This is a genomic window from Haloferax prahovense DSM 18310 (assembly GCF_000336815.1).
GTDB lineage: Archaea > Halobacteriota > Halobacteria > Halobacteriales > Haloferacaceae > Haloferax > Haloferax prahovense.
On the sequence record NZ_AOLG01000011.1, the window covers coordinates 1 to 20,258 of the forward strand.

Below are 20,258 nucleotides of genomic sequence, written 5' to 3' on the forward strand. Positions count from 1 at the left end.
CGTCGTGACACCCGCCCCGACGGCCGCTTCCGTCAGCGCGACGTCGGGCGCTCTGAGGAGGATGTAGACGATTGCGACGCCGAAGCTGAACCCGGCGAACGCGATAATCGCGCTGAGGATGTCTCGGAGGAAGGCCACGGCGAGCGCGGCGAAGACGACGAACGTCAGCAACACCCCGTAGAGGAGTAACTGCACGTTCAGTCGCCCTCCTCATCGCTCGCGGTCCACGGTTCGATACCTTGGTCGTGGGCCGCCCGTGCGATGGCGTGAGCGGCCGTCGGGTTAGTGATGAGCATGAACAACAGAAGCAAGACCGTCTTGACGGCGGAGACCTCCGCGCCGAACAGGAGCGCGATGCCGCCGAGAGAGAGCACCGTTCCGAGCGTATCGCTCTTCGAGGTCGCGTGGGCGCGGGTGTAGAGGTCGGGCAGTCGGATGATTCCGACGACCGCGACGAAGCTGAAGAAGACGCCCGCGAGGACGAGTCCCACGACGAGGTATTCGAGCGGCGTCATCTCAGAGGACACCTCCGCGCTCGACGATGAACTTGGAGATGGCGATGCTGGCGAGGAAGTTCAAGAGCGCGTACACGAGCGCGACGTCCAGGAATCCGGAGAGACCGAACGCCGCGGCGACGAGCGCCAACACGACGACCGTGTTCGTCCCGATGGCGTTGATCGCGATGACGCGGTCTTCCATCGTCGGTCCGCGGACGACGCGGTACAGGAGGACGACCGCGAACGTGATGAACGCGCCCGCGGCACCGAGTAACACCGTCTCGAACGTCGAGAGCTGTCCGAGCATCGTTACTCGTCACCGTCCGTTTGGTCGTCGTCGGTCCACGAGGCTATCGTCCCGCGCTCGGCGGGCGTCGGGATACGCGCCGCCGAGCGTCCGTAAAAGACGAACCGAACGGCGCGTTCGAGTGCGCCGCCCGCGAGTCCGTCTCGGGCGGAGCCGGTGAGCGAGTGGATGATGAGACTGTCCCGGTCCATATCGACGGTCAGGGTCCCCGGCGTGAGCGTGATGCTGTTCGCGAGGGTCGTCACCGAGAGGTCGCCCCAAATCGCCGCCCGGTACCGCTGCATCTCCGGGTCGATGGGGAGGTCCGGGTGAAGGATGATGTAGGCCACGGAGAAGTTGGCCTTCACGATCTCCCACAGCAGGTAGGGAACGTAGAGGAGAAAGCGGGCGATGCGGGCGACGGTTCCGGTCGCGGACGGCGTGTTTACGAACGAGATGCGCGCGAAGACCGCCGTCACGACGCCGGCGGAGACCGCGCCGGTGACGAGGTTGAACGTGTCGAAGACTCCCGCGAGGAGGAGATAGAATCCGAACGAGACGCCGAACATGGCGAGGGCCTTCGAAACGTTCGCTCGGCTGGGAAGCCGGCCGCGCTCGACGACGCGGTCGACCGGCGCCTCTTCGACCAGCAACCCCGACCGCGCGAGTTCGAACTCGAGGGGCTGGAGCATCGGCGCGCTCCCGCCGGGTTGGTACTCCGGGTCGAGAACGATGCGGTCGAGGCCGCGGTCATGAGCGTACTCCAGGAGTACTTCGGCGAAATCGTTCGGTGAGAAGAGGTATCGGTCCTCGCCGACGACGGCGGTTTCGATAGAGACCGAGACGTCCTCGGCGTCGAGGTCGCCGTCGTCGTCGTAGTCGAGGTCATCGTTCGCCCAGACGCGCGCCCGTTCGAGGGCATCGGCGACGGCGTCAGCCGCCGAACGCTCGCTCTCGTCGACCAGTTGCCATCGGACGGGGTACACGAAGTGAACGGTCGATTCTTCGCCGGTTTCCGCGGCGATGCGCCGCGCCTCGCGGACCGCGTATGCGACGGTGTTCCGGAACGTGGACGACTCTCCGACCGGAACGAGAATTCGGGAACTCGTATCGGGCATCAGCCACCTCCGAAGTCGGACCGGACGATTCGTCGGGACGTTCGATACTGGCTCATTGGTACTACGTGTCTGTAGCGAAAGCCAAGCAAAACCCTTTCCGCTATCCGACGGTCAGACGCGGGTCGCGGTGTCCAATCGAGACCGCTGAAACGGCGTCGACATCCGGGGTTACGGCTCGTTCGTCGAGTCTCCGGCGAACGGGCTGTAGGGACAGGTGTACTCGTTGCGGATTATCTCTTCTTCTGCAATCTCGAACCCCATATCGCTGAGTTCGCGTCCGATTCGACTCAAGTCGTCGCTGTTTCGACCGAGCGCGACGATGTGGACGTTCTTCTCGCCGGACATAATCTCCCGAACCGAGATGACTCCCTCGACCGAGAGGGCGTTCTTCGCGAGCTCTTCTCGCTTCGAAATCGGCGCCGTACAGAAGATGATAGTGTGGAGCTGGTAGCCGAGCGCCTCGTAGTCGATGTCGAGGTGGCTCCCCCGGATAATCCCGCTCGATTCGAGCTTCGAAATCCGGTTTCGAACCGTACTCGAAGAGACGTTACGTGCGGACGCGATATCGTTTCCCGACGTGTGTCGCGCGTCTTTCTGCAGCGCATAAAGGATGTATCTATCGAGCTCGTCGATGGATGTCGACGCCATGAGCCGACCAATGGGGCTCCTGAAAATATGTGTTTTGGTCGCGTAAACCACCGATGAACGCGCGGAAAGCGGTGAACTGCCCGCCGAGGTCAGAACAACCGACGGTCGAGCGCGCGCATGAGTCGCCCGCGTCGAGCCGCGTCCTGACCGTGAACCGCGAGTACCGAACCGCTCCACTCGTCGATGACCGCCTTCGCGTCCGACGCCCCGTTCCACTCGTCGGCGGCCACAACGAGGAGGTCACTCTCGGTCGACGGGGCGTGGCGGCCACCGTCCGTGGAGAGCGTCCCCATCTCGACGGGAGCGCTACACAACTCGGCGATGTCGGCTTTGTACTGTTCGAGGGACTGTCGCCGGGCCGCCGAGTCGGTGGTGTCCCCGCAGTGACTCAGGTGGATTCGACCTTCGGACTCGCTCGCCAGCGCGTCCGCGACGGCGACTTTCGTCGGGTCGTACGGCCCCTGGCTCGCGAGCAGTTCGACGGTGCGAATCCCGTCGAGTTCGGGCCCCTTGAGTAGACCGGCTTCGCAGGGTGCGTGGCGGAGAATCCACGACGTATCGGTTCCGAAGAGCCGCTCGCTCACGCGCTTTGTCCCCGTCGGGTGCTCTACGAGGAGGAAGTCGACGTCCTGGTTGTCGGCGTAGTTGACGACCGCGTGTCGCGTGTCGTGGGTGACGATGGTGCCGCACCGTATCGGCACGCCGAACTCGTCGTCGGGCTCGTCGGTCTGTCGTTCGAACTCGACGTCTGCGGGCGATTCGACCGCTGACGCGTAGGCCAAGGACGTCTGGTCCGGCACCGTCTCGAACCGCGCGACCGTGACCCGCCCGTCGTTGGCGCGAGCGAGCCTCGAAGCCACCTGAATCAGCGCCCGCTCTCTGGCTTTCGAGATGTCGTGCGAAATTGCCACGAGGGCGTGGTACTCGTCGCGGTGCGCTTGGATGGCCGCTTCGGCTCGTTCGACCGCGTTGCGGCTGACCTCTTGGCGGACAGCGTCGGCGGCCGCGCCCTCGCGGTCGACGCGAGACCGGGCGTAGACGAAGAACCAGAGGGCGCCCGCGATTGTGAGAACGACTGCGCCGACGAGCGGGACGGTCCCCATCTGCGTGAGGAGGACGAGACCGCTGAGCGCGCCGAACACCTGTATCCACGGATACAGCGGCGAGGTGAACGACGGCTCGTACTCGACGTGTCCCTCTCGGAACGCGACGACGGCGAGGTTGATGAGGACGAACACGAGAAGCTGGAACGCGCTCGCGAGCTTCGCGATGTCGAGCAGCGGAACGAACGCGATGAGGAGCAACAGTACGACGCCCGTGAGGGTAATCGACGTGCTCGGGGTTCCGAACCGGTCGCTGATCGTCGACAGCGACGGCGGGGCAAGTTTGTCTCGGCTCATCGCGAACGGGTACCGCGACGAGGAGAGAACCCCGGCGTTCGCGGTACTGACCAGCGCGAGGACCGCAGCCACGACGACGGCGACGACGCCGGCGGTTCCGAGCGAAGCCTCCGCGGCGAGCGCCATCGGCGTCGCGCTCTCGGCGAGGACGCCGCGGTCGGTGACCCCGACCATCACGGCGACGATGAGGACGTAGAGGACCGTCGTGAACCCGAGCGACCCGAGGATGCCGAGCGGGATGTTTCGGTCGGGGTCTTCGACCTCCTCGGCGACGCTCGCTACTTTCGTCACGCCCGCGTAGGAGACGAACACGAGGCCGGTCGCGGTGAGCAAGCCGCCGACTCCGCCGTTGAAGAACGGACGGAAGTTCGTCGACTCGACGGTCGGCGTCCCGCCGAGGACGAACCAGACGAGCGCGACGAGCATGATGGCGACGATTCCGACCTGTAGCCTCCCGGTCTGTTTCGCCCCGACGAGGTTGACGACGACGAGGAGCGCCGCGAGCGCGAGTGCGACCGGCGTGACGACCGTGGAGGGGACGTCGAACAGCAACAGCAGGTACGGCACGCCGCCGACGAGTGCGAGCGCACCCTTGAACGAGAGCGAGAACCACGTGCCGATACCGGCGATGGTTCCCAACAGTGGACCCATCCCTCGCTCGATGAACAGGTAGGTGCCGCCGGCTTCGGGCATCGCCGTCGCCATCTCGGATTTCGACAGCGCCGCGGGCAGCACGAGAATGCCGGCGATCAAGTACGCCAGGATAACCGCGGGACCCGCGATGTCGACCGCAAGCGCCGGTAAAATGAAGATTCCGCTGCCGACCATCGCCCCGATACTGATCGCGAGCACCGAGAAGAGACCGAGGTCTCGTTCGAGTGTTTTTTCCACGGTTATCCACCCGCTCGGGCGTCCTCTGCCGGTTCGGCGCTCGACCCGACGACCATGTCAGTGACGAGCGACGTGACGCAGATGACTTCCACACCGAGGTCCTCGAACACGTCCGTGTTCTGCGGGTCGTTAACGAGCACGGTGACCCGGTCGACGTCGAACGTCGTCCGCGAGGCCTGCGTGAGAAGCAGGTTCGTCGGGTCGACCCGCCCCACGACGATGACCGCGTCCGCGTCTGCGTTCCACGCGGTTCGGAGGGACTGTGGCTCGTCGAACGCCGCGACTCGCGCGTCGATGCCGCGTTCGATCGCGTGGGCGACCACTGCCTCGTTCTCGTCGATGAACGTGACGGATTCGTACTCCTCCAGTAGTCGCTCGGCGAGCGCGCGACCCGCGTGCTCTCCACCGAGTACGAGTGGTTGGTGTATCATGGGTATGGTCGTGACTCAAACTGGGCGCAGCGTTCGGTCACTCACGCTATCTATGGGACGAAAGCATATATTTCAATCGGGTTTTGTAGCCAATCGACAAAATGAAAGGATGATATTTGTCGAATCGTCCTAGGATACTGGCGAAGGCGGAACCCCACCCGAACCACTACGCTGTCTGTTGGTTTTGGGATGAAATAACTGAAAATACGGGCAGCGTAGTTCAGCAAAAATCGGTGTGTTTGTACGATATCGAGCTCTCGGATACATTTGTTAACGGTTCCTACTAGCCACGAGGGGGTCGAAACGCCGCCCTCGAGACCGGGGTCAAATCAGGGAGTCAGGGCTCGCAGTAAACGCCGGTGTCAGGTGGTTTCCGGCCGGATTTGGCGGGGGCGAATTATTACCTCCAGTGTGACCCTCAAATTTATAATACTGACTCACAATCGGACATGCATGATACGTCCAGGCGCGCGCTCCGGGCAGGGAGACGCGCAGCGTCAGGGCAAGGGGGGAAACGAATGATAATCGACCCGTCACGAATGGCATCCGCCAACGGACCGGGACCCGACAGCGAGGTCGCAATGGACGCGCTTCGGGGGACTGCGAAGGGGGCAGTCTCTCTGGTCGCCGTCTACGGTGCGACGGCGTTCGACCTATTCCACGTCGGCGAGGCCGTCCGAGAGGATTTTGGGAGCCGCGACGAACTCGTGACGCATCTGAGTTCGCTCGCCGAAGAGACTCGGCGCGAGTTCATGGAGCGCGGACTGTTTTCCGGGCTTAGTCCGGTGCAAAGCAGCGTCGAGTATCGGTTCGAGGAACGCGACGGCTACGGCGTGTTGCAGGTCTACTGCGGCGGCCGCGGCATGTTGCTTTTCGTCGAACCCGACGAGACGGTCGAGCCGCTGGTGAAGACCGCCTCGAAGCTTCTCGGCGGAATGTAACCGTCCACGGAGCGGGGCGCTCCGTGCAGAGACTGTTGTCGGAGAGCGGTCGCGCTCGGCGTCGGTCGGTCCACGGTAGTCGATACCGCGAGACGTGGGTCGGCGTGTCCGAGAGCCATCGAACCGCCACATTTTATGCCTAACCGGGGAAACGAGCGCCATGGACCAGTTGCGGCAGTCCCTTCTCGACGCGCCGATCATCGAAAAAGGAGATTACGAGTACTTCGTCCACCCCATCAGCGACGGCGTTCCGATGCTGAAACCGGGTCTCCTGCGCGAAATCGTCATCAAGATTATCCGCAAGGCGAACCTCGAAAACGTCGACAAAATCGTCACGCCCGCGGCGATGGGCATCCACATCTCGACGGCCGTCTCGCTCATGACGGACATCCCGCTCGTCGTCATCCGCAAGCGCGAGTACGGCCTCGACGGCGAGGTCTCGCTCCACCAGCAGACGGGCTACTCCGAGGGCGACATGTTCATCAACGACGTGAACGAGGGCGACCGCGTGCTCGTCCTCGACGACGTGCTCTCGACCGGCGGCACGATGAAGGCTGTCCTCGACGCGCTCGACCACATCGGCGCGGACGTCGTCGACACCGTCGCCATCATCAAGAAGGCCGGCCCGAACGAACTCGACGACTCGGACCACCACGTCAAGACGCTCATCAACGTCACCGTCGAAGACGGCGAAGTCGTCATCGTCGACGAACACGGCGACGACTGACCCGACACCGACGCGGCCGCGACGCCTCACCGTCGCGCCGCCCTCCCCCGCGGATTTCCGCCTCCGCGGGGCCTTTTTGTGGCCGGACCGTACCCGGGAGCGATGACATCGGCGCTTTTCATCGTCAGCGAAGACGGCTACTGGGGAGAGGAATGTATCGAGCCGCTCACTACCCTGACCGACGCCGAGGTGGACGTGACGGTCGCGACGCCGACGGGCGCGCCGCCGGTCGTCGACGAGCGCTCTATCGACCCCGAGGAGGTCGGTGAGGAACTCGCCGAACGCGTCGTCGAGGTCCACGAGAACGACGAGCGACTGCAGAATCCGGAGCCGATTGCGCAGGTCGACGCCCGCGAGTACGACGCCGTGGTGTTCCCCGGCGGCCACGGAACCGCGTGGGACATCAATCAGGACCGACACGCCCGACAGGCGCTCTTGCAGGCGGTCGCTGGCGACGACTCGAAGGCGCTCGTCGTCTGTCACGCGGTCGGCATCCTCGGGTTCACCCGCGAGGCCGACGGCTCGTTCCTCGTCGAGGGACGCGAGGTCACCGGCTTCCCCAACGAGTGGGAGGACGGCATCGTCGACGAAAACGACCTGATGCCCGACGGCCGGAAGCTCCCGTACTGGGTCGAAGACGAGGTGAAGGCCGCCGGCGGCGTCTGGGACGCCGAACTCGACAGCGACACCAGCGTCACGGTCGACGGCGACCTCATCACCGCACGCGGTCCCGGCTCCTCGTCGGCGGCAGCGCGGGCGCTCTTGGACGAGTTAGACGCGGCATAAACGGCACCGGCCGGAGGGAACGAACCATCGTGGGGAACCCTTTTTCGTGACTCGTTCGTCGGTTCCGTCGTGAAACTCGCAGGGCTCTCGCTCGAACCCGGAGAGCGGTTGAGCGGGTCGGAACTCCGGTCCCGATTCGACCGCGGAATGACGGGCCGCGGCATCGAAATCTGTTACGACGACGACGACCAGCGGTATCTCCGCCTCTTTTCGAGCGACACCGGACCGTACGGCGACGACGTGACCGGCGGCCAGTTCACGTACATCGGAGAGGGGCGGACCGGCGACCAGACGCTCACCGGTGGCAACAAGTTCCTCGCGCGGGCCAAACACCATCCGTTACCGATATTTTTCTTCCATCGAGGGTCGGCCGGGGCTGACTGGGAGTACCAGGGTCAGGTCGAAGTCGTCGACTACGCGCACGGCCCGTTCGAGGGAGACGACAGGGACGTCTACCGATTCGTGCTCCGCCGCCGTCACGAAAGGCGAGAGCGGATCGACGAGGAAGAAGCCGCGGCCGACCTCGCGCCCGCGGAACGCACCGAGACGACGCGAAGCCGAATCATTCGAAACACGGCGCTTGCGACCGAGTTGAAAGAGCGGTACTCTCACACGTGCCAGGTCTGTGGAGAGCGTCGCCGTCGAGGTGTCCACGACGGCTACGCGGAGGCGCACCATCTCAAACCGCTCGGGCGACCCCACGACGGCCCGGACGTCGAGGCGAATCTCCTCGTTCTCTGTCCGGACCACCACGCTGACTTCGACTACGGAATGATAGCCGTCGACCCCGAGACGTACACCATCGCCCACGCCTACGAACGCGAGTTGGACGGCACCTCGCTTTCGGTCCGCGAGGACCACGGCCTCGACGCCGACTTTCTCGACTACCACAATCGGACCGTGGCGTCGTTTTAGACCGACCGACTACTCGATTTTGAACACGGCCTCTTCGATGCCCTCGCTTCGACACTCCGGGCACCGCGAGGGGTAGTTCACGGGGTCGTCGAAGGCGCTGAAGCCGCAGTGTTTGCACTCCGGCGGCGCGACGAGGAACTGCTCGCCGTCCGCTCCGTGGACTGTTTGGGCGACGTGCTGGAGGTGGCCGTACACCGACGACACCGAGACGCCGACGCTCGCCGAAAGCTCGGAGGCCGTCGCGGGGTCGTCGCGGAGGGCGTCGGCGATGCGCTGGCGGGCCGTCGTGTCGGACTCCCGGACTGTCATATCGCTCGATTGGGAGTCGAAGGGAAAATCCCTTGCGCCGCCTTCCGCCCGGAAGTGTCAGAAAGATAGAGAGGATGCAAAAAGGCCTTGTCCACGTGGTGGGATTTGGGGGATATGAAGGCAGTCGTCCTTGCCGGTGGGTACGCAACGCGTCTGTGGCCGATTACCAAACACCGACCCAAGATGTTCTTACCCGTCGGTGACCAGACGGTCATCGACACCATCTTCGAAGACCTGGAAGCCGACGACCGGGTCTCTGAGGTGTTCGTGAGCACGAACGAGCGCTTCGCCGGCGCATTCGAGGAGTACATCGACGAATCGCCGTTCGAAAAGCCGACGCTGTCGGTCGAAGACACCAGCGAGGAAGACGAGAAGTTCGGCGTCGTGGGCGCGCTCGCCCAGCTCATCGACCGCGAGGAGGTCGAAGAGGACCTCGTCGTCATCGCGGGCGACAACCTCATCAGCTTCGACGTGGGCGACTTCGTGGACTTCTTCTACGAGAAAAACGAGCCGTGTCTCGCCGCCTACGACGTGGGCGACAAGGAGCGCGCGAAGTCCTACGGCCTCGTCGAACTCGACGGCGACCGCGTCATCAACTTCCAGGAGAAGCCCGAAGACCCCAAGAGCACGCTCGTCTCCATCGCCTGCTACGCCTTCCCGGCGGACGACCTGCCCAAGTTCGACGAGTATCTCTCCGGCGACAACAACCCCGACGAGCCCGGCTGGTTCATGCAGTGGCTCCAGCAGAACGGCGACGTGTTCGCCTACACGTTCGACGGCGCGTGGTTCGACATCGGCACGCCCCAGAGCTACCTCGACGCCGTGGCGTGGTACCTCGGCGGCGAAAACTTCGTCCACGAGTCGGCGACGCTCACGAACACCGAGGTCGGCACCAACGTCCACGTGATGGCCAACGCGGTGGTCGAAGACTCCGTGCTCGAAGAGTCCGTGGTCTTCCCCGGCGCGGTCATCCGAAACGCGGAGCTGAAGAACTCCATCGTCGACGAGGAGACTCACATCGAGAGCCTCGACCTCTCGAACGCCCTCATCGGGGCGCACTCGCGGCTGACGAACGGCCAGTAACGCGGTCCGAACTGCAACCGCGGACGCTCTTTCTTAGCCGAGATACGCGTCGGTGATGTGGAGCCTGCCGCGAGTCCCCTCCCACTCCGTCTCGTACTCCAGTTCGATGGGGCGGTCCATGTGCGGACCGTCGGTGACGAGCGTCTCGAACTCGCCGCCCTCGCCGAGGATGTGGACGCCGTACTGCTCGTTGAGCGCCTCCAGTTCGTCGAGCGCGTCGGCGTCGAGCGTCCGGCCGAGCCACGACTCGTCGAGACCGTGGGCCGCGACCTGGATGATGGTGATTTCGAAGCCCGCCTCAAGCATGGCGTCGCCGAGTTCGCGGGGCTCTTCCTGCCACAGCGGGGCGAACAGGTCGATTTCGAGGCGGTCGCACATCGCCTGAATCCGGTTGGTCTGGAACTCGCTTTCGATGGCTCCGGCGGTGACGCCCGCGAGGTCGATGTCGGACTGGAGGTCCGACAGCGCCGCTTCGAGGGGTTCGAGTTCGGCGTCGCCCTGCGCGCTGGAGTCGGCGGCGTCGGTCGCTTCGAGGTCGCCGGGGTGGACCTCGACGAGTTCGATACCGGTGCTTTCGGCGGCGAGCGCGGCGAGGTCGGTCGCCGGCACGTGGTACATGTACGAGTCGTCGCTCGGATGGACGGTCAGAAGACGGGTGACGTTCAGACCCTCCTCGAGCGCGCGGTAGAGCGCCCACGAGGAGTCCTTCCCGCCCGAAAAGAGGCTGACCCACTCGGCTGTCATGGAGGCGATAGCGTGTTGGGGGAGATAGGCGCTACGGTGTGGACGCCGCGGACTCGTTTCGAGCAGCTCGCATTACATGTAACCCAAGTCGCGAAGCCGACCCATCAGGTCCTCTTTGTCCTGCGCGCGCCCCTCGCGCTCCGCGCTCGCGCCGAGGTCCTGCACCCACGCGGGCCGGTCGTCGGACTTCGCGGAGCCGGATTCGGTGCCGAGCGAGCGGTAGCCCTCGAAGTACTTCGGCGAGACGGGGAGGTCGGCGGGTTCGACGCCCTCGGGGAGGTCGTCGAGAGCGGCGGGGACGTGGCCCGCGGGATAGCCCTCGACCGAGTCGGGGACGATGTAGTTCCAGAACGCCGCCCACACGTCGGCCTCCTCGAACTGGAGGATGGAGTGGACGCGGTCGTGCGGCGGGTACTTCTCGGAGTCGTGACGGGGGCTGAAGAACGTCTCGTCGGCGCGGGCTTCCTGTTCGTCCCACCGGACGCCCGAGAAGACGCCGTCGAAGCCGCGGTCTTCGAGCGTGTCGTTGAGCGCGACGGTCTTCAGCAGGTGGTTGCCCTCGAAGGTGTCGGCGTCGAGGACGATGGTCTCGCCCTCGTAGCCGAGGCGGGCGAGTTCGCGGCGGGTGTCGTCGTCGAGGTCCGAGAGGGGAATCTCGTCGCCGGGCGACGCGCCGAGTCGCGCGAAGTCCTCGTTACGGGCGACGACGAGGTCGAGGCCCCATCGGTCGGCCCACTCGCGGACGAACGCCTCGGTCTCGTCGAAGTGCTCGAAGTGGTCGATAAAGACGACGGGCGGGACGGGAACGCCCATGTCGGCGGCGACCTCGCGAACGACGTAGAGGACGAGCGTGGAGTCCTTGCCGCCGGTCCACATGACGGCCGGGCGCTCGTACTGTTCGAGGGCGGTCGCGGTCACCGCGGCCGCTTTCTGGAGTTTGTCTTCGAGCGTCGGGTAGTCGGCGGCGGTCTGGTCTCGGCCGTCGGCGTAGTCGAGGTCGAGATAGTCGGGGAACGCGAGGCTCATGCCACAGATGTCGCTCGCTGAGGATATCCCTGTTTCCGCTGCGAGACAGTCGCAGTCGCAGTCACTCTCTGCAGTCGGCGTCGGGGAGCCAGCGTCGAAAAAGAACGTCTCGTCGGGTTAGCCGTCGACCGACTTCACATGTAGCCGAGGTCGCGCAGGCGCTCCATCAGGTCCTCTTTGTCCTGTGCGCGGCCCGCGCGCTCGGTCGTGTTCTCCATGTCCTGCAGCCACGCCGGTTCCTCGGCGGACTTGTCGGTCGAGACCTCGCTGCCGAGACTCCGGAAGCCGGCGAAGTACTTCGGCGAGACGGGCACGTCCTCCTGCGTGACGCCCTCGGGGAGGTCGGTGTCGCTCGTGGGGACGTAGCCGTCTTCGGGGTAGTTCTCGACGGTGTCCGGGACCGCGAAGTACCAGAAGGCGTCCCAGACGGCGCTCTCTTCGAACTGGAGGATGGGTTGGATGCGGTCGTGCGGCGGGTAGATGTCGGGGTTGTGACGGGGGCTGAAGAACGTCTCGTCGGCGCGGGCTTCCTGTTCGTCCCAGCGGACGCCGGAGATGACGCCGTCGATGTCGTACTCCTCGAGGGTGTCGTTGAGCGCGACGGTCTTCAGCAGGTGGTTGCCGACGTAGGTGTCGAGCAGGAAGGGGAAGGTGTCCTCTTCGTACTCGAGGATGTTGCGGATGTGGTGCTGGTTGTGCTCGGAGAGTTCCGAGACGGGGATGTCGTCGCCGGGTTCGAGGCCGTTCTCGTCGACGTACGCGCCGACGTCCTCGTTACGGGCCCAGATGACGTCGAGGTCCCACTCGTCGGCCCAGTGCTTGACGAAGTCCATGATCTCGTCGAAGTGCTGGTAGTGGTCGATGAAGACCGCCGGCGGGACTTCGAGGTCGTAGCGCTCTGCGACCTCCTTGATGAAGTAGAGCGTGAGCGTCGAGTCCTTGCCACCAGTCCACATCACGGCCGGGTTCTCGTACTGCTCGAGTCCCTGCTTCGTGACCTCGATGGCCTTCTCGATTTTGTCCTCGATACTCGGGTAGTCCTCCGGCGTCTCACCTTCGCCGTCGGTGTAGTCGACGTCGAGGTAGTCCGGGAAGGATTCGGCTTCCGACATGATGTGTAATTACATCTAATTAGGCGGTGTAAATGCTTTTTGCCCGAGGAAGAGTGTGGCGCGTGATACCGCCGAACACGATTTGGGCCGCTGACTCACGTGGCTCGGCGGTGACAGGATGAGAAGATACGACGCGTTTAGGAGATGAACTTGTTGTCGCGCCAGTTGATGCCGCTGTCCGAGGAACCGTTCTGCTGTGGGTTCTCGACGACTTCGACGGAGGCGGCACGCACCTCGCCTTCGACGATGCGCGTCGCCTGCAGTTCGTCGCTTTCCTCGGTGATAGCGGTCAGCGTCCCCTTCTCCGAGAGCATCGCAATCTCGCGGAGGACGAGGAACATCGGGTACTGGAGCGCCGTGTTCTGGAGCACGGTTTCGAGGTCGCCCTTGAAGCAGGCGAACTCGACGAGTTCGGAGGGAATCTCCTCTTCTTCTTCATCTCCCCAGTTGGGCGCGCCCGCGCGGGGCGGCTCTTCCTCGTAGACGCGGTTTTCCGTCACGCTCGCTTTCAACTGGGCCGTCGGCGTGTACTTGCTGAGGTTGTCGTCGGCGGAGACGGCTTTGATGATGAGGGTGTTGTTTCGGCGGGTGATGTCTACGTTCTCGACCTCAGGCGGAAGTTCTGGGTCGTTTTCGAAGTAGTCCATCACGTCTTCGAGTGGCAGTTCCAACGTCGAATGGAGTCGATATACGCGGCCTGACATTGTTGGCTTCGGTATCGACGAGAGCCACGGTGCGGGCGCACCCGGATGGCGATACCTGTGTGCATGTACGAGTTCGAGGCTTATATGGCCTCCCCTTCTCGTTAGGCGACAGATAAGAAGTCGGCGTCGGGCCGCAGTCCGGCGGTCTGCCGGGGTCGCTTCCGGCGGTCAGTTCGCGCCGGTCAGCGTCGCTTCGAGTTCGCCGCGCTCGTCGAGCTCTTCGAGGATGTCGCTGCCGCCGACGAACTCGCCGTCGACGAACGTCTGGGGGATGGTCTCCCAGTCGCTTTTCTCCTTGAGCGCCTCGCGGTAGTGCGGGAGCGCGGGCAGCACGTCGACGGTCTCGAACTCGTCGACGTACTGGGAGATGAGGTCGACCGCCTTCGCGGAGTAGCCGCACTGCGGCATCAGGCGGTTACCCTTCATGAACAGGACGACGCGGTTGTCCGCGACGGCTTCGTCGACGCGGGACTGTACTTCCTCTGGGTCCAAGCTCTCCGGTTGGAACGTCATGCGCCCAGATAACCGCCGGGCGGACAAAGGAGTTGCGTCGCCGGTGGGTTCGGTCCGCAGGGCCGACTCCGACTGCGCGGCGGCCCGTGCTGGGCGTTACTGCTCGCCGACGCGGACGACGTTGATGAGCGAGTGAACCGGGACGCCGTCTATCTCTTCGACGCCCTGCTTGTCGACGATGACCACGCACGCGAGGGGTTCGCCGCCCTCGGAGCGGATGGCGTCGATAGTCTCGCGGAGGGTCGTACCGCTCGTCACCGTGTCGTCGACGATGAAGCAGTTCCGTCCCTCGACGGGGGCGAAGTTCCGGGAGAAGCCGCCGCCGAGGTCCTCGATGTCGCCTTCGTCCCACTGGTGTTTCGCGGGCGAGTAGGCGGCGAGGGTGGTTTCGAGTTCGCGCGAGACCGAGGTTGCGAGCGGGACGCCCGCTTTCTCGATACCGACGGTCACGTCGGCCTCGCCGTTCGTCTCCATGAGCAGGTCGGCGAGCGCGCGCCCGACGTAGGTGAGGCGCTTGCCGCCGCTCCCGATGGCGTTCCAATCGACGTGGATGTCGTCGGGGCCGTCGGGCTCTACCTGGGGCTCGGGTTCGGTCGCCGCACCGCTCCGTTCGACCAGCCAGCTTGCGGTCTCGCGGGAGACGTTCAACTCGTCGGCAATCTCGCCCTTCGAGAGGCCACGGTCCGCGAGCTCCGCCGCGCTGGCGATGAGGTCGTCGACGTTCTTCATACAGTACCGAATTCGATGGCCGTTTTTATAGTGGTGTCGTCGTCTTCGAATGCTGCTTCGAACTCCGAAAGCGGGTGGACGCCGGTGACGAGGTCGCGGAGGAACCACCGCGGAAGCTTAGTGAACGTCACGGTCGCGGCCTCGAAGTGCTTGACGTGGGAGTTGACGCTGCCGACGAGCGCCTTGTTGTGGAGGACCATCTCGCGGTGGAACGCGCCGGCGTCGACTTCGAACTCCCAGTCGCTCGGCACGCCGAGGAGTGCGGCGACGCCGTTCGGCGCGAGCGCCTGGACCGACTGGATGGCGTGTTTGGGGAACCCGGTCGCCTCGTAGATGAAGTCCATGTGCTCGTGTGCGCCCGGAATCTCCTCGACCGAGGTCTCGCGGGAGTCGACGTAGGTCGCGCCGAGCTTTTCGATGATGTCGATAGTCGGGTCGGGTCGGTCGCGCCGACCGAGGCAGTAGAGGTCCTCGTAGCCCTTGTCGTCGGCGTTCAGCATGGCGAGCGTCAGGAGCCCGAGGCTCCCGTTGCCGAGGACGAGCGCCGACGAGGGGTTCCAGTCGAACGCGGAGCGGCTCGCGTAGGCGTGCTCGCGGGCCTTCTCGGTGATGGAGATGGGCTCGATGAGGAAGCCGAGTTCGGCCTGCGAGCGCGGGATGCGGACGAGGTAGTCCGACGGGCTGGTGAAGTACTCGGACATGAACCCGTGTGCGCCGACGATGCCGCGCTCGGCGTACATCCCGTCGGGAGCCATGTCGGGTTGGTCCTTCTCGAAGTACTCGTTCGTCCCCGACGCCGGCGGGCGGCGGACCGTCGGCACGACGATGTCGCCTTCCTCCAGTTCGGTGTCGTTCGGGTCGACGACGATGCCGACCGCCTCGTGGCCGAGCACGAGGTGGTCTTCGCCCTCGGGGAACCCCCCGTGGCCGCCGGCGATGACCTCGTGGTCCGTCCCGTCCACGCCGACCCGAAGCGTTCGGACGAGCGCCTCCCCGACGTCGGGTTCCGGTCGCGGCTTCTCGATGACGACCGGTTTGTCTTCCCCGCGCTTGACGGCGATTGCTTTCATACCCCCACCAATGCACCACTCCACCAAAAGACTTATTCTATGATGAGTAAATAATTCAGCCACGGTGAGCGCCCTGCGTCGTCGCACCAGCCCATGACGAACCGTCTCGCGCGGACCAGCCTGTCCAGCCCAACCGTGCCGGCGCTCTCCGAACCCGTGCCCGAACCGCGCCGAAGCCGATACCCCGTGCCCGTCGGCTTCTGAGGCGGTCTCGGTTTTCTCCTGACGGTCGCCCGACTCAGCGACGCGTTCGACCGACCGCAGAAAAGAGAGCATGTCGATTCGGCGGAGTGACGGCCCGACGGTTCGACGGCCCGACCGGCGGTTCAGTTCTCGATGTCGTCGACGAGTTCGTCCGCGAGACCGACGTACGTCGCGGGCGTGAGCGCGAGCAGTTCCTCGCGAGTCCCCTCGTCCACGTCGAGCTCCGCAAACAGGTCGTGGAAGTCGTCGAGGGTCACTTCGCGGCCGCGGGTGAGCTCCTTCACTCGCTCGTAGGCCTGCGTGTCGCCCTCGCGGCGGAGAATCGTCTGGACGGCCTCGCCGATGATGGCCGGCGTGTCGTCGAGTTCGTCGCGCATGACCTGCTCGTTCGGGACGACCTTTCCGAGGCCAGTCTGGGTCTTCTTGTAGCCGATGAGGCAGTGGGCGAACGCCGCGCCGATGTTCCGCTTGACCGTGGAGTCCGAGAGGTCGCGCTGGAGGCGCGAGGTCGTCACGTAGTCGGCGAGGAACGTCAGGTCCGCGTTGGCCTTCGAGAGGTTGCCCTCGGAGTTCTCGAAGTCGATGGGGTTGACCTTGTGCGGCATCGTCGACGAGCCGGTCTCGCCCTCGACGGCCTCCTGTCCCAGATAGCGGTCGGAGACGTAGAGCCACGCGTCGCGGTCGAGATCGACGAGGACGTTGTTGACGCCGCGGACGGCGTCGAACAGCGCCGCGAGGTCGTCGCAGGGGTTGACCTGCGTGGCGAGCGCGGTGTGTTCGAGGCCGAGCGACCCGACGAACTCGCGGGAGAACGCCCGCCAGTCAACGCCGGGGTAGGCGGCGACGTGAGCCGCGTAGACGCCCGACGCGCCCGCGAGTTTGCCGGCGAGGTCGTCGGACGCGGCCTCGACGCGGGCGAGCGTCCGGCCGAGGCGAGCGGCGTAGACGGCCATCTCCTTGCCGAACGTCGTCGGCGTCGCGGGTTGGCCGTGGGTTCGCGCGAGCATGGGCACGTCGCGGAACTCCTGTGCGAGCGAGACGAGTTCGTCTCGCGTGTCGCGGAGTTCGGGCACGAGCACCTCTTCGACCGCGCCCTTCACCATGAGGCGCTGGGCGAGGTTGTTCACGTCCTCGGAGGTGAGGCCGAAGTGAATCCACGGGTGGACCGACTCGTCGGTCTCGGTGCGGATGAAGTACTCGACGGCCTTCACGTCGTGGTTCGTCGCCGAGTAGCCCGCCGCGCCCTCGACTTCGAGTCGTTTCACGAGATCGGCGTCGTCGGCGTCGAACTCCTCGTAGAGCGCCCGGAGGCCGGCGCGCTCGCTCTCGGAGAACGAAAGCGGCGTCGCGTCGAGGTCGGCGAGCGCGAGGAGGTACTCCGCTTCGACTTCAACGCGGGCGCGCATGAGGGCGGCCTCGCTCACGTGCGATGCGAGGGGTGCGGTTCGGGAGGCGTATCGCCCGTCGAGCGGGGACACCGCGTACAGCGGGTCGTGCCGGTCGGCGTCGGTCATGTCTGAGTCGTCACGATGGGGGAGGTTAAACGCCGGGGGTTCGTCGCCGCCGCGGAGGCGATACTTGCGCACATGTATGCCTACTCAGACGCACTCTGCGGCTGCGTGTCGTCGCATATATACATAATCGAGCATATATTACCGTCGAGGACCGCAACCACTTTGAGGGCCGCGAGTCCCCTTTCTCACATGGTCACCATCGCCGGTCTCGCGAGCAACCGCGGACGAAACCTTCGCAACATCGCCGACCGCGCCCCCGGCGGGGCGGAACTCGGCGTCGTCGTCTCGAACAGCGCCGACGCGCCCGTCCTCGACTGGGCGGACGAACACGGTATCCCCAGCGAAGTCGTCGAGCGCGGCGACGACGAGGCCCGCGAGTCCCACGAGGAGCGCATCCTCGACGTCCTCGCGGACTACGACTTCGACCTCGTCTGCCTCGACGGCTACATGCGCGTGCTCACCTCGACGTTCCTCGACGCCGCGCCGACGACGCTCAACGTCCACCCGTCGTTGCTCCCCGCATTCCCCGGCATGGACGCCCACGAACAGGTGCTCGACGCCGGCGTCAAGACGACCGGCTGTACGGTCCACGTCGTCAACGAGGAGGTCGACGCCGGCCCCATCGTCACGCAAGAGGCCGTTCCGGTCTACACCGACGACGACGCGGATGACCTCAAATCTCGCGTCCTCTACGACGCCGAGTTCAAGGCCTACCCGCGCGCAGTCCGCTGGTTCGCCGAGGACCGCGTAACGGTCGAAGACGATTCCGTCACCGTCGAGGGCGACGTTGACGCCGGGTTGCCCGAGCGCCGCGTCACCTCCGAGGACCGCTACGACGAACTCCGATACGGCGAGAACCCCCATCAGGACGCCGCGGTCTACGTGGACGAGACGTGCGACGAGGCGTCGGTCGTCGGCGCGCCCCAGCTCAACGAGGGCGCGAAGGGACTCTCGTACAACAACTACAACGACGCCGACGGCGCGCTGAACATCATCAAGGAGTTCGACGAGCCCGCCGCGGCGGTCATCAAGCACACGAACCCCGCCGGCTGTGCCACCGCCGACACGCTCGCTGAAGCCTACGCCGACGCCCTCGCCACCGACCCGATGAGCGCCTTCGGCGGCATCGTCGCGCTCAACCGCGAGTGCGACGCCGAGACGGCGGAACTCATCATCGACTCGTTCAAAGAAGTCGTCGTCGCGCCCGGCTACACCGACGACGCGCTCGACGTGCTGACCGAGAAGAAGAACCTTCGCGTCCTCAATGTGGGCGACCTCGGCGAGCGCACCGAGACCTACACCGAGAAGGCGCTCGTCGGCGGGCGGCTCGTTCAGGAGCGCGACCTCTGGACGCCGACGCTCGAGGACCTCGAAGTCGTCACCGAGACCGAACCCACGGACGAGCAGTTGGAGACGATGCTGTTCGCGTGGAAGGGGCTGAAGCACGTGAAGTCCAACGGCATCCTCTTCGCCAAGGGAACCGAGACGGTCGGCGTCGGCATGGGGCAGGTCTCCCGCGTCGACGCGGTCGAACTCGCCGCGATGAAGGCCGAGGAACACGCCGAGGGCAAGGACGCGCAGGGTGCCGTCATGGCCTCCGACGCGTTCTTCCCGTTCCCGGACGGCGTGGAAAAGGCGGCCGACGCGGGTATCGAGGCGGTCATCCAGCCCGGCGGCTCGGTGAACGACGAGGACGTCATTGCGGCCTGCAACGAGCGCGGGATTGCGATGGTCTTCACCGGGCAGCGGTGTTTCAGGCACGATTAGTGCCTGAAACTCGTGGCCGGGTGTAACCCGGACACGGTGCTTTAGGCACGATTGAGCGGAGCGAAAGAGAGCCTAAAGCTCGAAGCACGACCGAAGGGAGTGCTTCGGTGTTTCCGCCACGATTAGTGGTGGAAACTCGTGGCCGCGCGTAGCGCAGACGCGATACTTCCGTCACGACTGAACAGCGTGAAGAAGTGACGGAAGTCAGCGAGACGAGCGGTGCGAGTCTCGCGCGATTTTAGACACGACTGGGCATCTCCGCTCTCACTTCCAGACCTCCCGAGACCGTTCCCACGTCCTAACACCGACGGTGTCCCTTCAAGTGTCGGCGAGGCGAACACAGAGGTATGTACGAACACATCTTGGTGCCGACCGACGGGAGCGAGGGGACGATGCAGGCGGTCGAACACGCGCTCGAACTCGCCGACGCGGAGTCGAAGATTCACGTGCTGTCGGTCGTCGACCAGCGGGTGTACCTCGCCGCCGGCGGCGACCAACAGGACGCGGTCATCCAGTCGCTCCGCGACGACGCGGTACAGGCGGTCGAGCGGTGCGCCGAGAAATGCGAGGGGAAGGCCTCGACGGCGACCGCAATCCGCGACGGCGTGCCGCACCGGGTCATCCTCGACTACGCCGACGAACACGACGTCGACGTGGTCGTGATGGGGACCCACGGGCGGACCGGTCGCGACAAACTCACGTCGCTCGGGAGCGTCACCGAGCGCGTCATCGAGAACGCCAAGCGCCCGGTGCTCGTCGTCCACATCGACTGAAACCGGCGCGTTAAGCGCACTCCGGTGACGCTCCGGGGCGCTCGCGGAGCGTCGCCGATGGCGGCGGTGG

Annotated in this window: 23 protein-coding genes; 7 read left to right on the plus strand and 16 right to left on the minus strand. The window is 65.1% G+C overall.

What is annotated here, in order from left to right; genetic code table 11:
- The 7 genes from C457_RS05485 to C457_RS05515 all read right to left on the minus strand — a co-directional run.
- Nucleotides 1-195 (minus strand): hydrogenase subunit MbhD domain-containing protein (locus C457_RS05485; RefSeq protein ID WP_008092687.1); only part of this gene is annotated, 195 nt, incomplete at its 3' end.
- 2 nt (nucleotides 196-197) lie between these two features.
- Nucleotides 198-515, minus strand: a complete 318-nt coding sequence (gene mnhG, locus C457_RS05490; RefSeq protein WP_004977541.1) for a monovalent cation/H(+) antiporter subunit G — start codon at nucleotides 513-515, stop codon at nucleotides 198-200.
- Between the two features lies 1 nt (nucleotide 516).
- Nucleotides 517-804 carry a cation:proton antiporter gene (locus C457_RS05495; protein ID WP_008092688.1) on the minus strand — a complete coding sequence of 96 codons (288 nt, stop codon included), beginning with the start codon at nucleotides 802-804 and terminating at the stop codon, nucleotides 517-519.
- 2 nt (nucleotides 805-806) lie between these two features.
- Complete coding sequence (locus C457_RS05500; RefSeq protein ID WP_008092689.1) at nucleotides 807-1,901, minus strand: monovalent cation/H+ antiporter subunit E; 1,095 nt, start codon at nucleotides 1,899-1,901, stop codon at nucleotides 807-809.
- Between the two features lie 168 nt (nucleotides 1,902-2,069).
- Nucleotides 2,070-2,549: an Lrp/AsnC family transcriptional regulator gene (locus tag C457_RS05505; protein WP_004977538.1), complete on the minus strand. Its 480-nt coding sequence runs from the start codon at nucleotides 2,547-2,549 to the stop codon at nucleotides 2,070-2,072.
- An 89-nt stretch (nucleotides 2,550-2,638) separates the two neighbouring features.
- Nucleotides 2,639-4,840, minus strand: a complete 2,202-nt coding sequence (locus tag C457_RS05510; RefSeq protein WP_008092690.1) for a universal stress protein — start codon at nucleotides 4,838-4,840, stop codon at nucleotides 2,639-2,641.
- A gap of 2 nt (nucleotides 4,841-4,842) precedes the next feature.
- Nucleotides 4,843-5,271 (minus strand): NAD-binding protein, encoded by a 429-nt coding sequence (locus tag C457_RS05515; RefSeq protein ID WP_008092691.1) that lies wholly within the window; start codon nucleotides 5,269-5,271, stop codon nucleotides 4,843-4,845.
- 539 nt (nucleotides 5,272-5,810) lie between these two features.
- On the opposite strand from C457_RS05515, the gene C457_RS05520 reads away from it, so the two are divergent.
- From C457_RS05520 to C457_RS05535, 4 genes are all read left to right on the plus strand, one after another.
- Nucleotides 5,811-6,212 carry a hypothetical protein gene (locus tag C457_RS05520; protein WP_008092693.1) on the plus strand — a complete coding sequence of 134 codons (402 nt, stop codon included), beginning with the start codon at nucleotides 5,811-5,813 and terminating at the stop codon, nucleotides 6,210-6,212.
- A gap of 160 nt (nucleotides 6,213-6,372) precedes the next feature.
- Nucleotides 6,373-6,939, plus strand: a complete 567-nt coding sequence (gene hpt, locus C457_RS05525; protein WP_008092696.1) for a hypoxanthine/guanine phosphoribosyltransferase — start codon at nucleotides 6,373-6,375, stop codon at nucleotides 6,937-6,939.
- A gap of 102 nt (nucleotides 6,940-7,041) precedes the next feature.
- Nucleotides 7,042-7,725, plus strand: coding sequence for a type 1 glutamine amidotransferase domain-containing protein (locus C457_RS05530; RefSeq protein WP_008092698.1), 684 nt, complete (start codon nucleotides 7,042-7,044; stop codon nucleotides 7,723-7,725).
- 69 nt (nucleotides 7,726-7,794) lie between these two features.
- The gene (locus C457_RS05535) at nucleotides 7,795-8,640 is read left to right on the plus strand and encodes an HNH endonuclease (RefSeq protein WP_008092700.1); all 846 of its coding nucleotides are present in this window, start codon (nucleotides 7,795-7,797) and stop codon (nucleotides 8,638-8,640) included.
- Between the two features lie 9 nt (nucleotides 8,641-8,649).
- On the opposite strand, the gene C457_RS05540 is transcribed toward C457_RS05535, so the two are convergent.
- Complete coding sequence (locus C457_RS05540) at nucleotides 8,650-8,949, minus strand: transcriptional regulator (RefSeq protein WP_008092701.1); 300 nt, start codon at nucleotides 8,947-8,949, stop codon at nucleotides 8,650-8,652.
- A gap of 114 nt (nucleotides 8,950-9,063) precedes the next feature.
- Here C457_RS05540 and C457_RS05545 point away from each other — a divergent pair, with 114 nt between their 5' ends.
- Nucleotides 9,064-10,032 carry a sugar phosphate nucleotidyltransferase gene (locus C457_RS05545; RefSeq protein ID WP_004977531.1) on the plus strand — a complete coding sequence of 323 codons (969 nt, stop codon included), beginning with the start codon at nucleotides 9,064-9,066 and terminating at the stop codon, nucleotides 10,030-10,032.
- Between the two features lie 33 nt (nucleotides 10,033-10,065).
- Here C457_RS05545 and C457_RS05550 read toward each other — a convergent pair whose 3' ends face one another.
- The 8 genes from C457_RS05550 to purB all read right to left on the minus strand — a co-directional run bounded on the left by C457_RS05550 (nucleotide 10,066) and on the right by purB (nucleotide 17,648).
- Complete coding sequence (locus C457_RS05550) at nucleotides 10,066-10,776, minus strand: diphthine--ammonia ligase (protein ID WP_008092703.1); 711 nt, start codon at nucleotides 10,774-10,776, stop codon at nucleotides 10,066-10,068.
- Between the two features lie 72 nt (nucleotides 10,777-10,848).
- Nucleotides 10,849-11,802 carry a phosphoadenosine phosphosulfate reductase family protein gene (locus tag C457_RS05555; protein WP_008092705.1) on the minus strand — a complete coding sequence of 318 codons (954 nt, stop codon included), beginning with the start codon at nucleotides 11,800-11,802 and terminating at the stop codon, nucleotides 10,849-10,851.
- A gap of 134 nt (nucleotides 11,803-11,936) precedes the next feature.
- Nucleotides 11,937-12,914, minus strand: a complete 978-nt coding sequence (locus C457_RS05560) for a phosphoadenosine phosphosulfate reductase family protein (RefSeq protein ID WP_008092707.1) — start codon at nucleotides 12,912-12,914, stop codon at nucleotides 11,937-11,939.
- A gap of 137 nt (nucleotides 12,915-13,051) precedes the next feature.
- Nucleotides 13,052-13,618 carry a DUF7110 family protein gene (locus tag C457_RS05565; protein ID WP_004043858.1) on the minus strand — a complete coding sequence of 189 codons (567 nt, stop codon included), beginning with the start codon at nucleotides 13,616-13,618 and terminating at the stop codon, nucleotides 13,052-13,054.
- 168 nt (nucleotides 13,619-13,786) lie between these two features.
- The gene (locus tag C457_RS05570) at nucleotides 13,787-14,131 is read right to left on the minus strand and encodes a glutaredoxin family protein (RefSeq protein WP_004977526.1); all 345 of its coding nucleotides are present in this window, start codon (nucleotides 14,129-14,131) and stop codon (nucleotides 13,787-13,789) included.
- 96 nt (nucleotides 14,132-14,227) lie between these two features.
- The gene (gene gfcR, locus C457_RS05575) at nucleotides 14,228-14,860 is read right to left on the minus strand and encodes a transcriptional regulator GfcR (RefSeq protein WP_004977525.1); all 633 of its coding nucleotides are present in this window, start codon (nucleotides 14,858-14,860) and stop codon (nucleotides 14,228-14,230) included.
- Nucleotides 14,857-15,930, minus strand: coding sequence for a glucose 1-dehydrogenase (locus C457_RS05580; protein ID WP_008092714.1), 1,074 nt, complete (start codon nucleotides 15,928-15,930; stop codon nucleotides 14,857-14,859). Before C457_RS05580 ends, gfcR begins: the two co-directional genes overlap by 4 nt.
- Before the next feature lie 326 nt (nucleotides 15,931-16,256).
- Nucleotides 16,257-17,648, minus strand: coding sequence for an adenylosuccinate lyase (gene purB, locus C457_RS05585; protein ID WP_008092716.1), 1,392 nt, complete (start codon nucleotides 17,646-17,648; stop codon nucleotides 16,257-16,259).
- Between the two features lie 189 nt (nucleotides 17,649-17,837).
- Here purB and purH point away from each other — a divergent pair, with 189 nt between their 5' ends.
- Together purH and C457_RS05595 are read left to right on the plus strand one after the other, a co-directional pair.
- Nucleotides 17,838-19,415 (plus strand): bifunctional phosphoribosylaminoimidazolecarboxamide formyltransferase/IMP cyclohydrolase, encoded by a 1,578-nt coding sequence (gene purH / locus C457_RS05590; protein WP_008092718.1) that lies wholly within the window; start codon nucleotides 17,838-17,840, stop codon nucleotides 19,413-19,415.
- A 347-nt stretch (nucleotides 19,416-19,762) separates the two neighbouring features.
- Nucleotides 19,763-20,188, plus strand: a complete 426-nt coding sequence (locus C457_RS05595) for a universal stress protein (RefSeq protein ID WP_004977521.1) — start codon at nucleotides 19,763-19,765, stop codon at nucleotides 20,186-20,188.
- The last annotated feature ends 70 nt before the right edge of the window (nucleotides 20,189-20,258 follow it).

Coding starts and splice junctions, on each gene's coding strand:
- C457_RS05540 (WP_008092701.1), bottom strand. CDS start 8,949: ATGACAGTCCGGGAGTCCGACACGACGGCCCGCCAGCGCATCGCCGAC.
- C457_RS05520 (WP_008092693.1), top strand. CDS start 5,811: ATGGCATCCGCCAACGGACCGGGACCCGACAGCGAGGTCGCAATGGAC.
- mnhG (WP_004977541.1), bottom strand. CDS start 515: ATGACGCCGCTCGAATACCTCGTCGTGGGACTCGTCCTCGCGGGCGTC.
- gfcR (WP_004977525.1), bottom strand. CDS start 14,860: ATGAAGAACGTCGACGACCTCATCGCCAGCGCGGCGGAGCTCGCGGAC.
- C457_RS05545 (WP_004977531.1), top strand. CDS start 9,064: ATGAAGGCAGTCGTCCTTGCCGGTGGGTACGCAACGCGTCTGTGGCCG.
- C457_RS05500 (WP_008092689.1), bottom strand. CDS start 1,901: ATGCCCGATACGAGTTCCCGAATTCTCGTTCCGGTCGGAGAGTCGTCC.
- purB (WP_008092716.1), bottom strand. CDS start 17,648: ATGACCGACGCCGACCGGCACGACCCGCTGTACGCGGTGTCCCCGCTC.
- C457_RS05595 (WP_004977521.1), top strand. CDS start 19,763: ATGTACGAACACATCTTGGTGCCGACCGACGGGAGCGAGGGGACGATG.
- C457_RS05495 (WP_008092688.1), bottom strand. CDS start 804: ATGCTCGGACAGCTCTCGACGTTCGAGACGGTGTTACTCGGTGCCGCG.
- hpt (WP_008092696.1), top strand. CDS start 6,373: ATGGACCAGTTGCGGCAGTCCCTTCTCGACGCGCCGATCATCGAAAAA.
- C457_RS05515 (WP_008092691.1), bottom strand. CDS start 5,271: ATGATACACCAACCACTCGTACTCGGTGGAGAGCACGCGGGTCGCGCG.
- C457_RS05530 (WP_008092698.1), top strand. CDS start 7,042: ATGACATCGGCGCTTTTCATCGTCAGCGAAGACGGCTACTGGGGAGAG.
- C457_RS05505 (WP_004977538.1), bottom strand. CDS start 2,549: ATGGCGTCGACATCCATCGACGAGCTCGATAGATACATCCTTTATGCG.
- C457_RS05570 (WP_004977526.1), bottom strand. CDS start 14,131: ATGACGTTCCAACCGGAGAGCTTGGACCCAGAGGAAGTACAGTCCCGC.
- purH (WP_008092718.1), top strand. CDS start 17,838: ATGGTCACCATCGCCGGTCTCGCGAGCAACCGCGGACGAAACCTTCGC.
- C457_RS05565 (WP_004043858.1), bottom strand. CDS start 13,618: ATGTCAGGCCGCGTATATCGACTCCATTCGACGTTGGAACTGCCACTC.
- C457_RS05555 (WP_008092705.1), bottom strand. CDS start 11,802: ATGAGCCTCGCGTTCCCCGACTATCTCGACCTCGACTACGCCGACGGC.
- C457_RS05560 (WP_008092707.1), bottom strand. CDS start 12,914: ATGTCGGAAGCCGAATCCTTCCCGGACTACCTCGACGTCGACTACACC.
- C457_RS05550 (WP_008092703.1), bottom strand. CDS start 10,776: ATGACAGCCGAGTGGGTCAGCCTCTTTTCGGGCGGGAAGGACTCCTCG.
- C457_RS05580 (WP_008092714.1), bottom strand. CDS start 15,930: ATGAAAGCAATCGCCGTCAAGCGCGGGGAAGACAAACCGGTCGTCATC.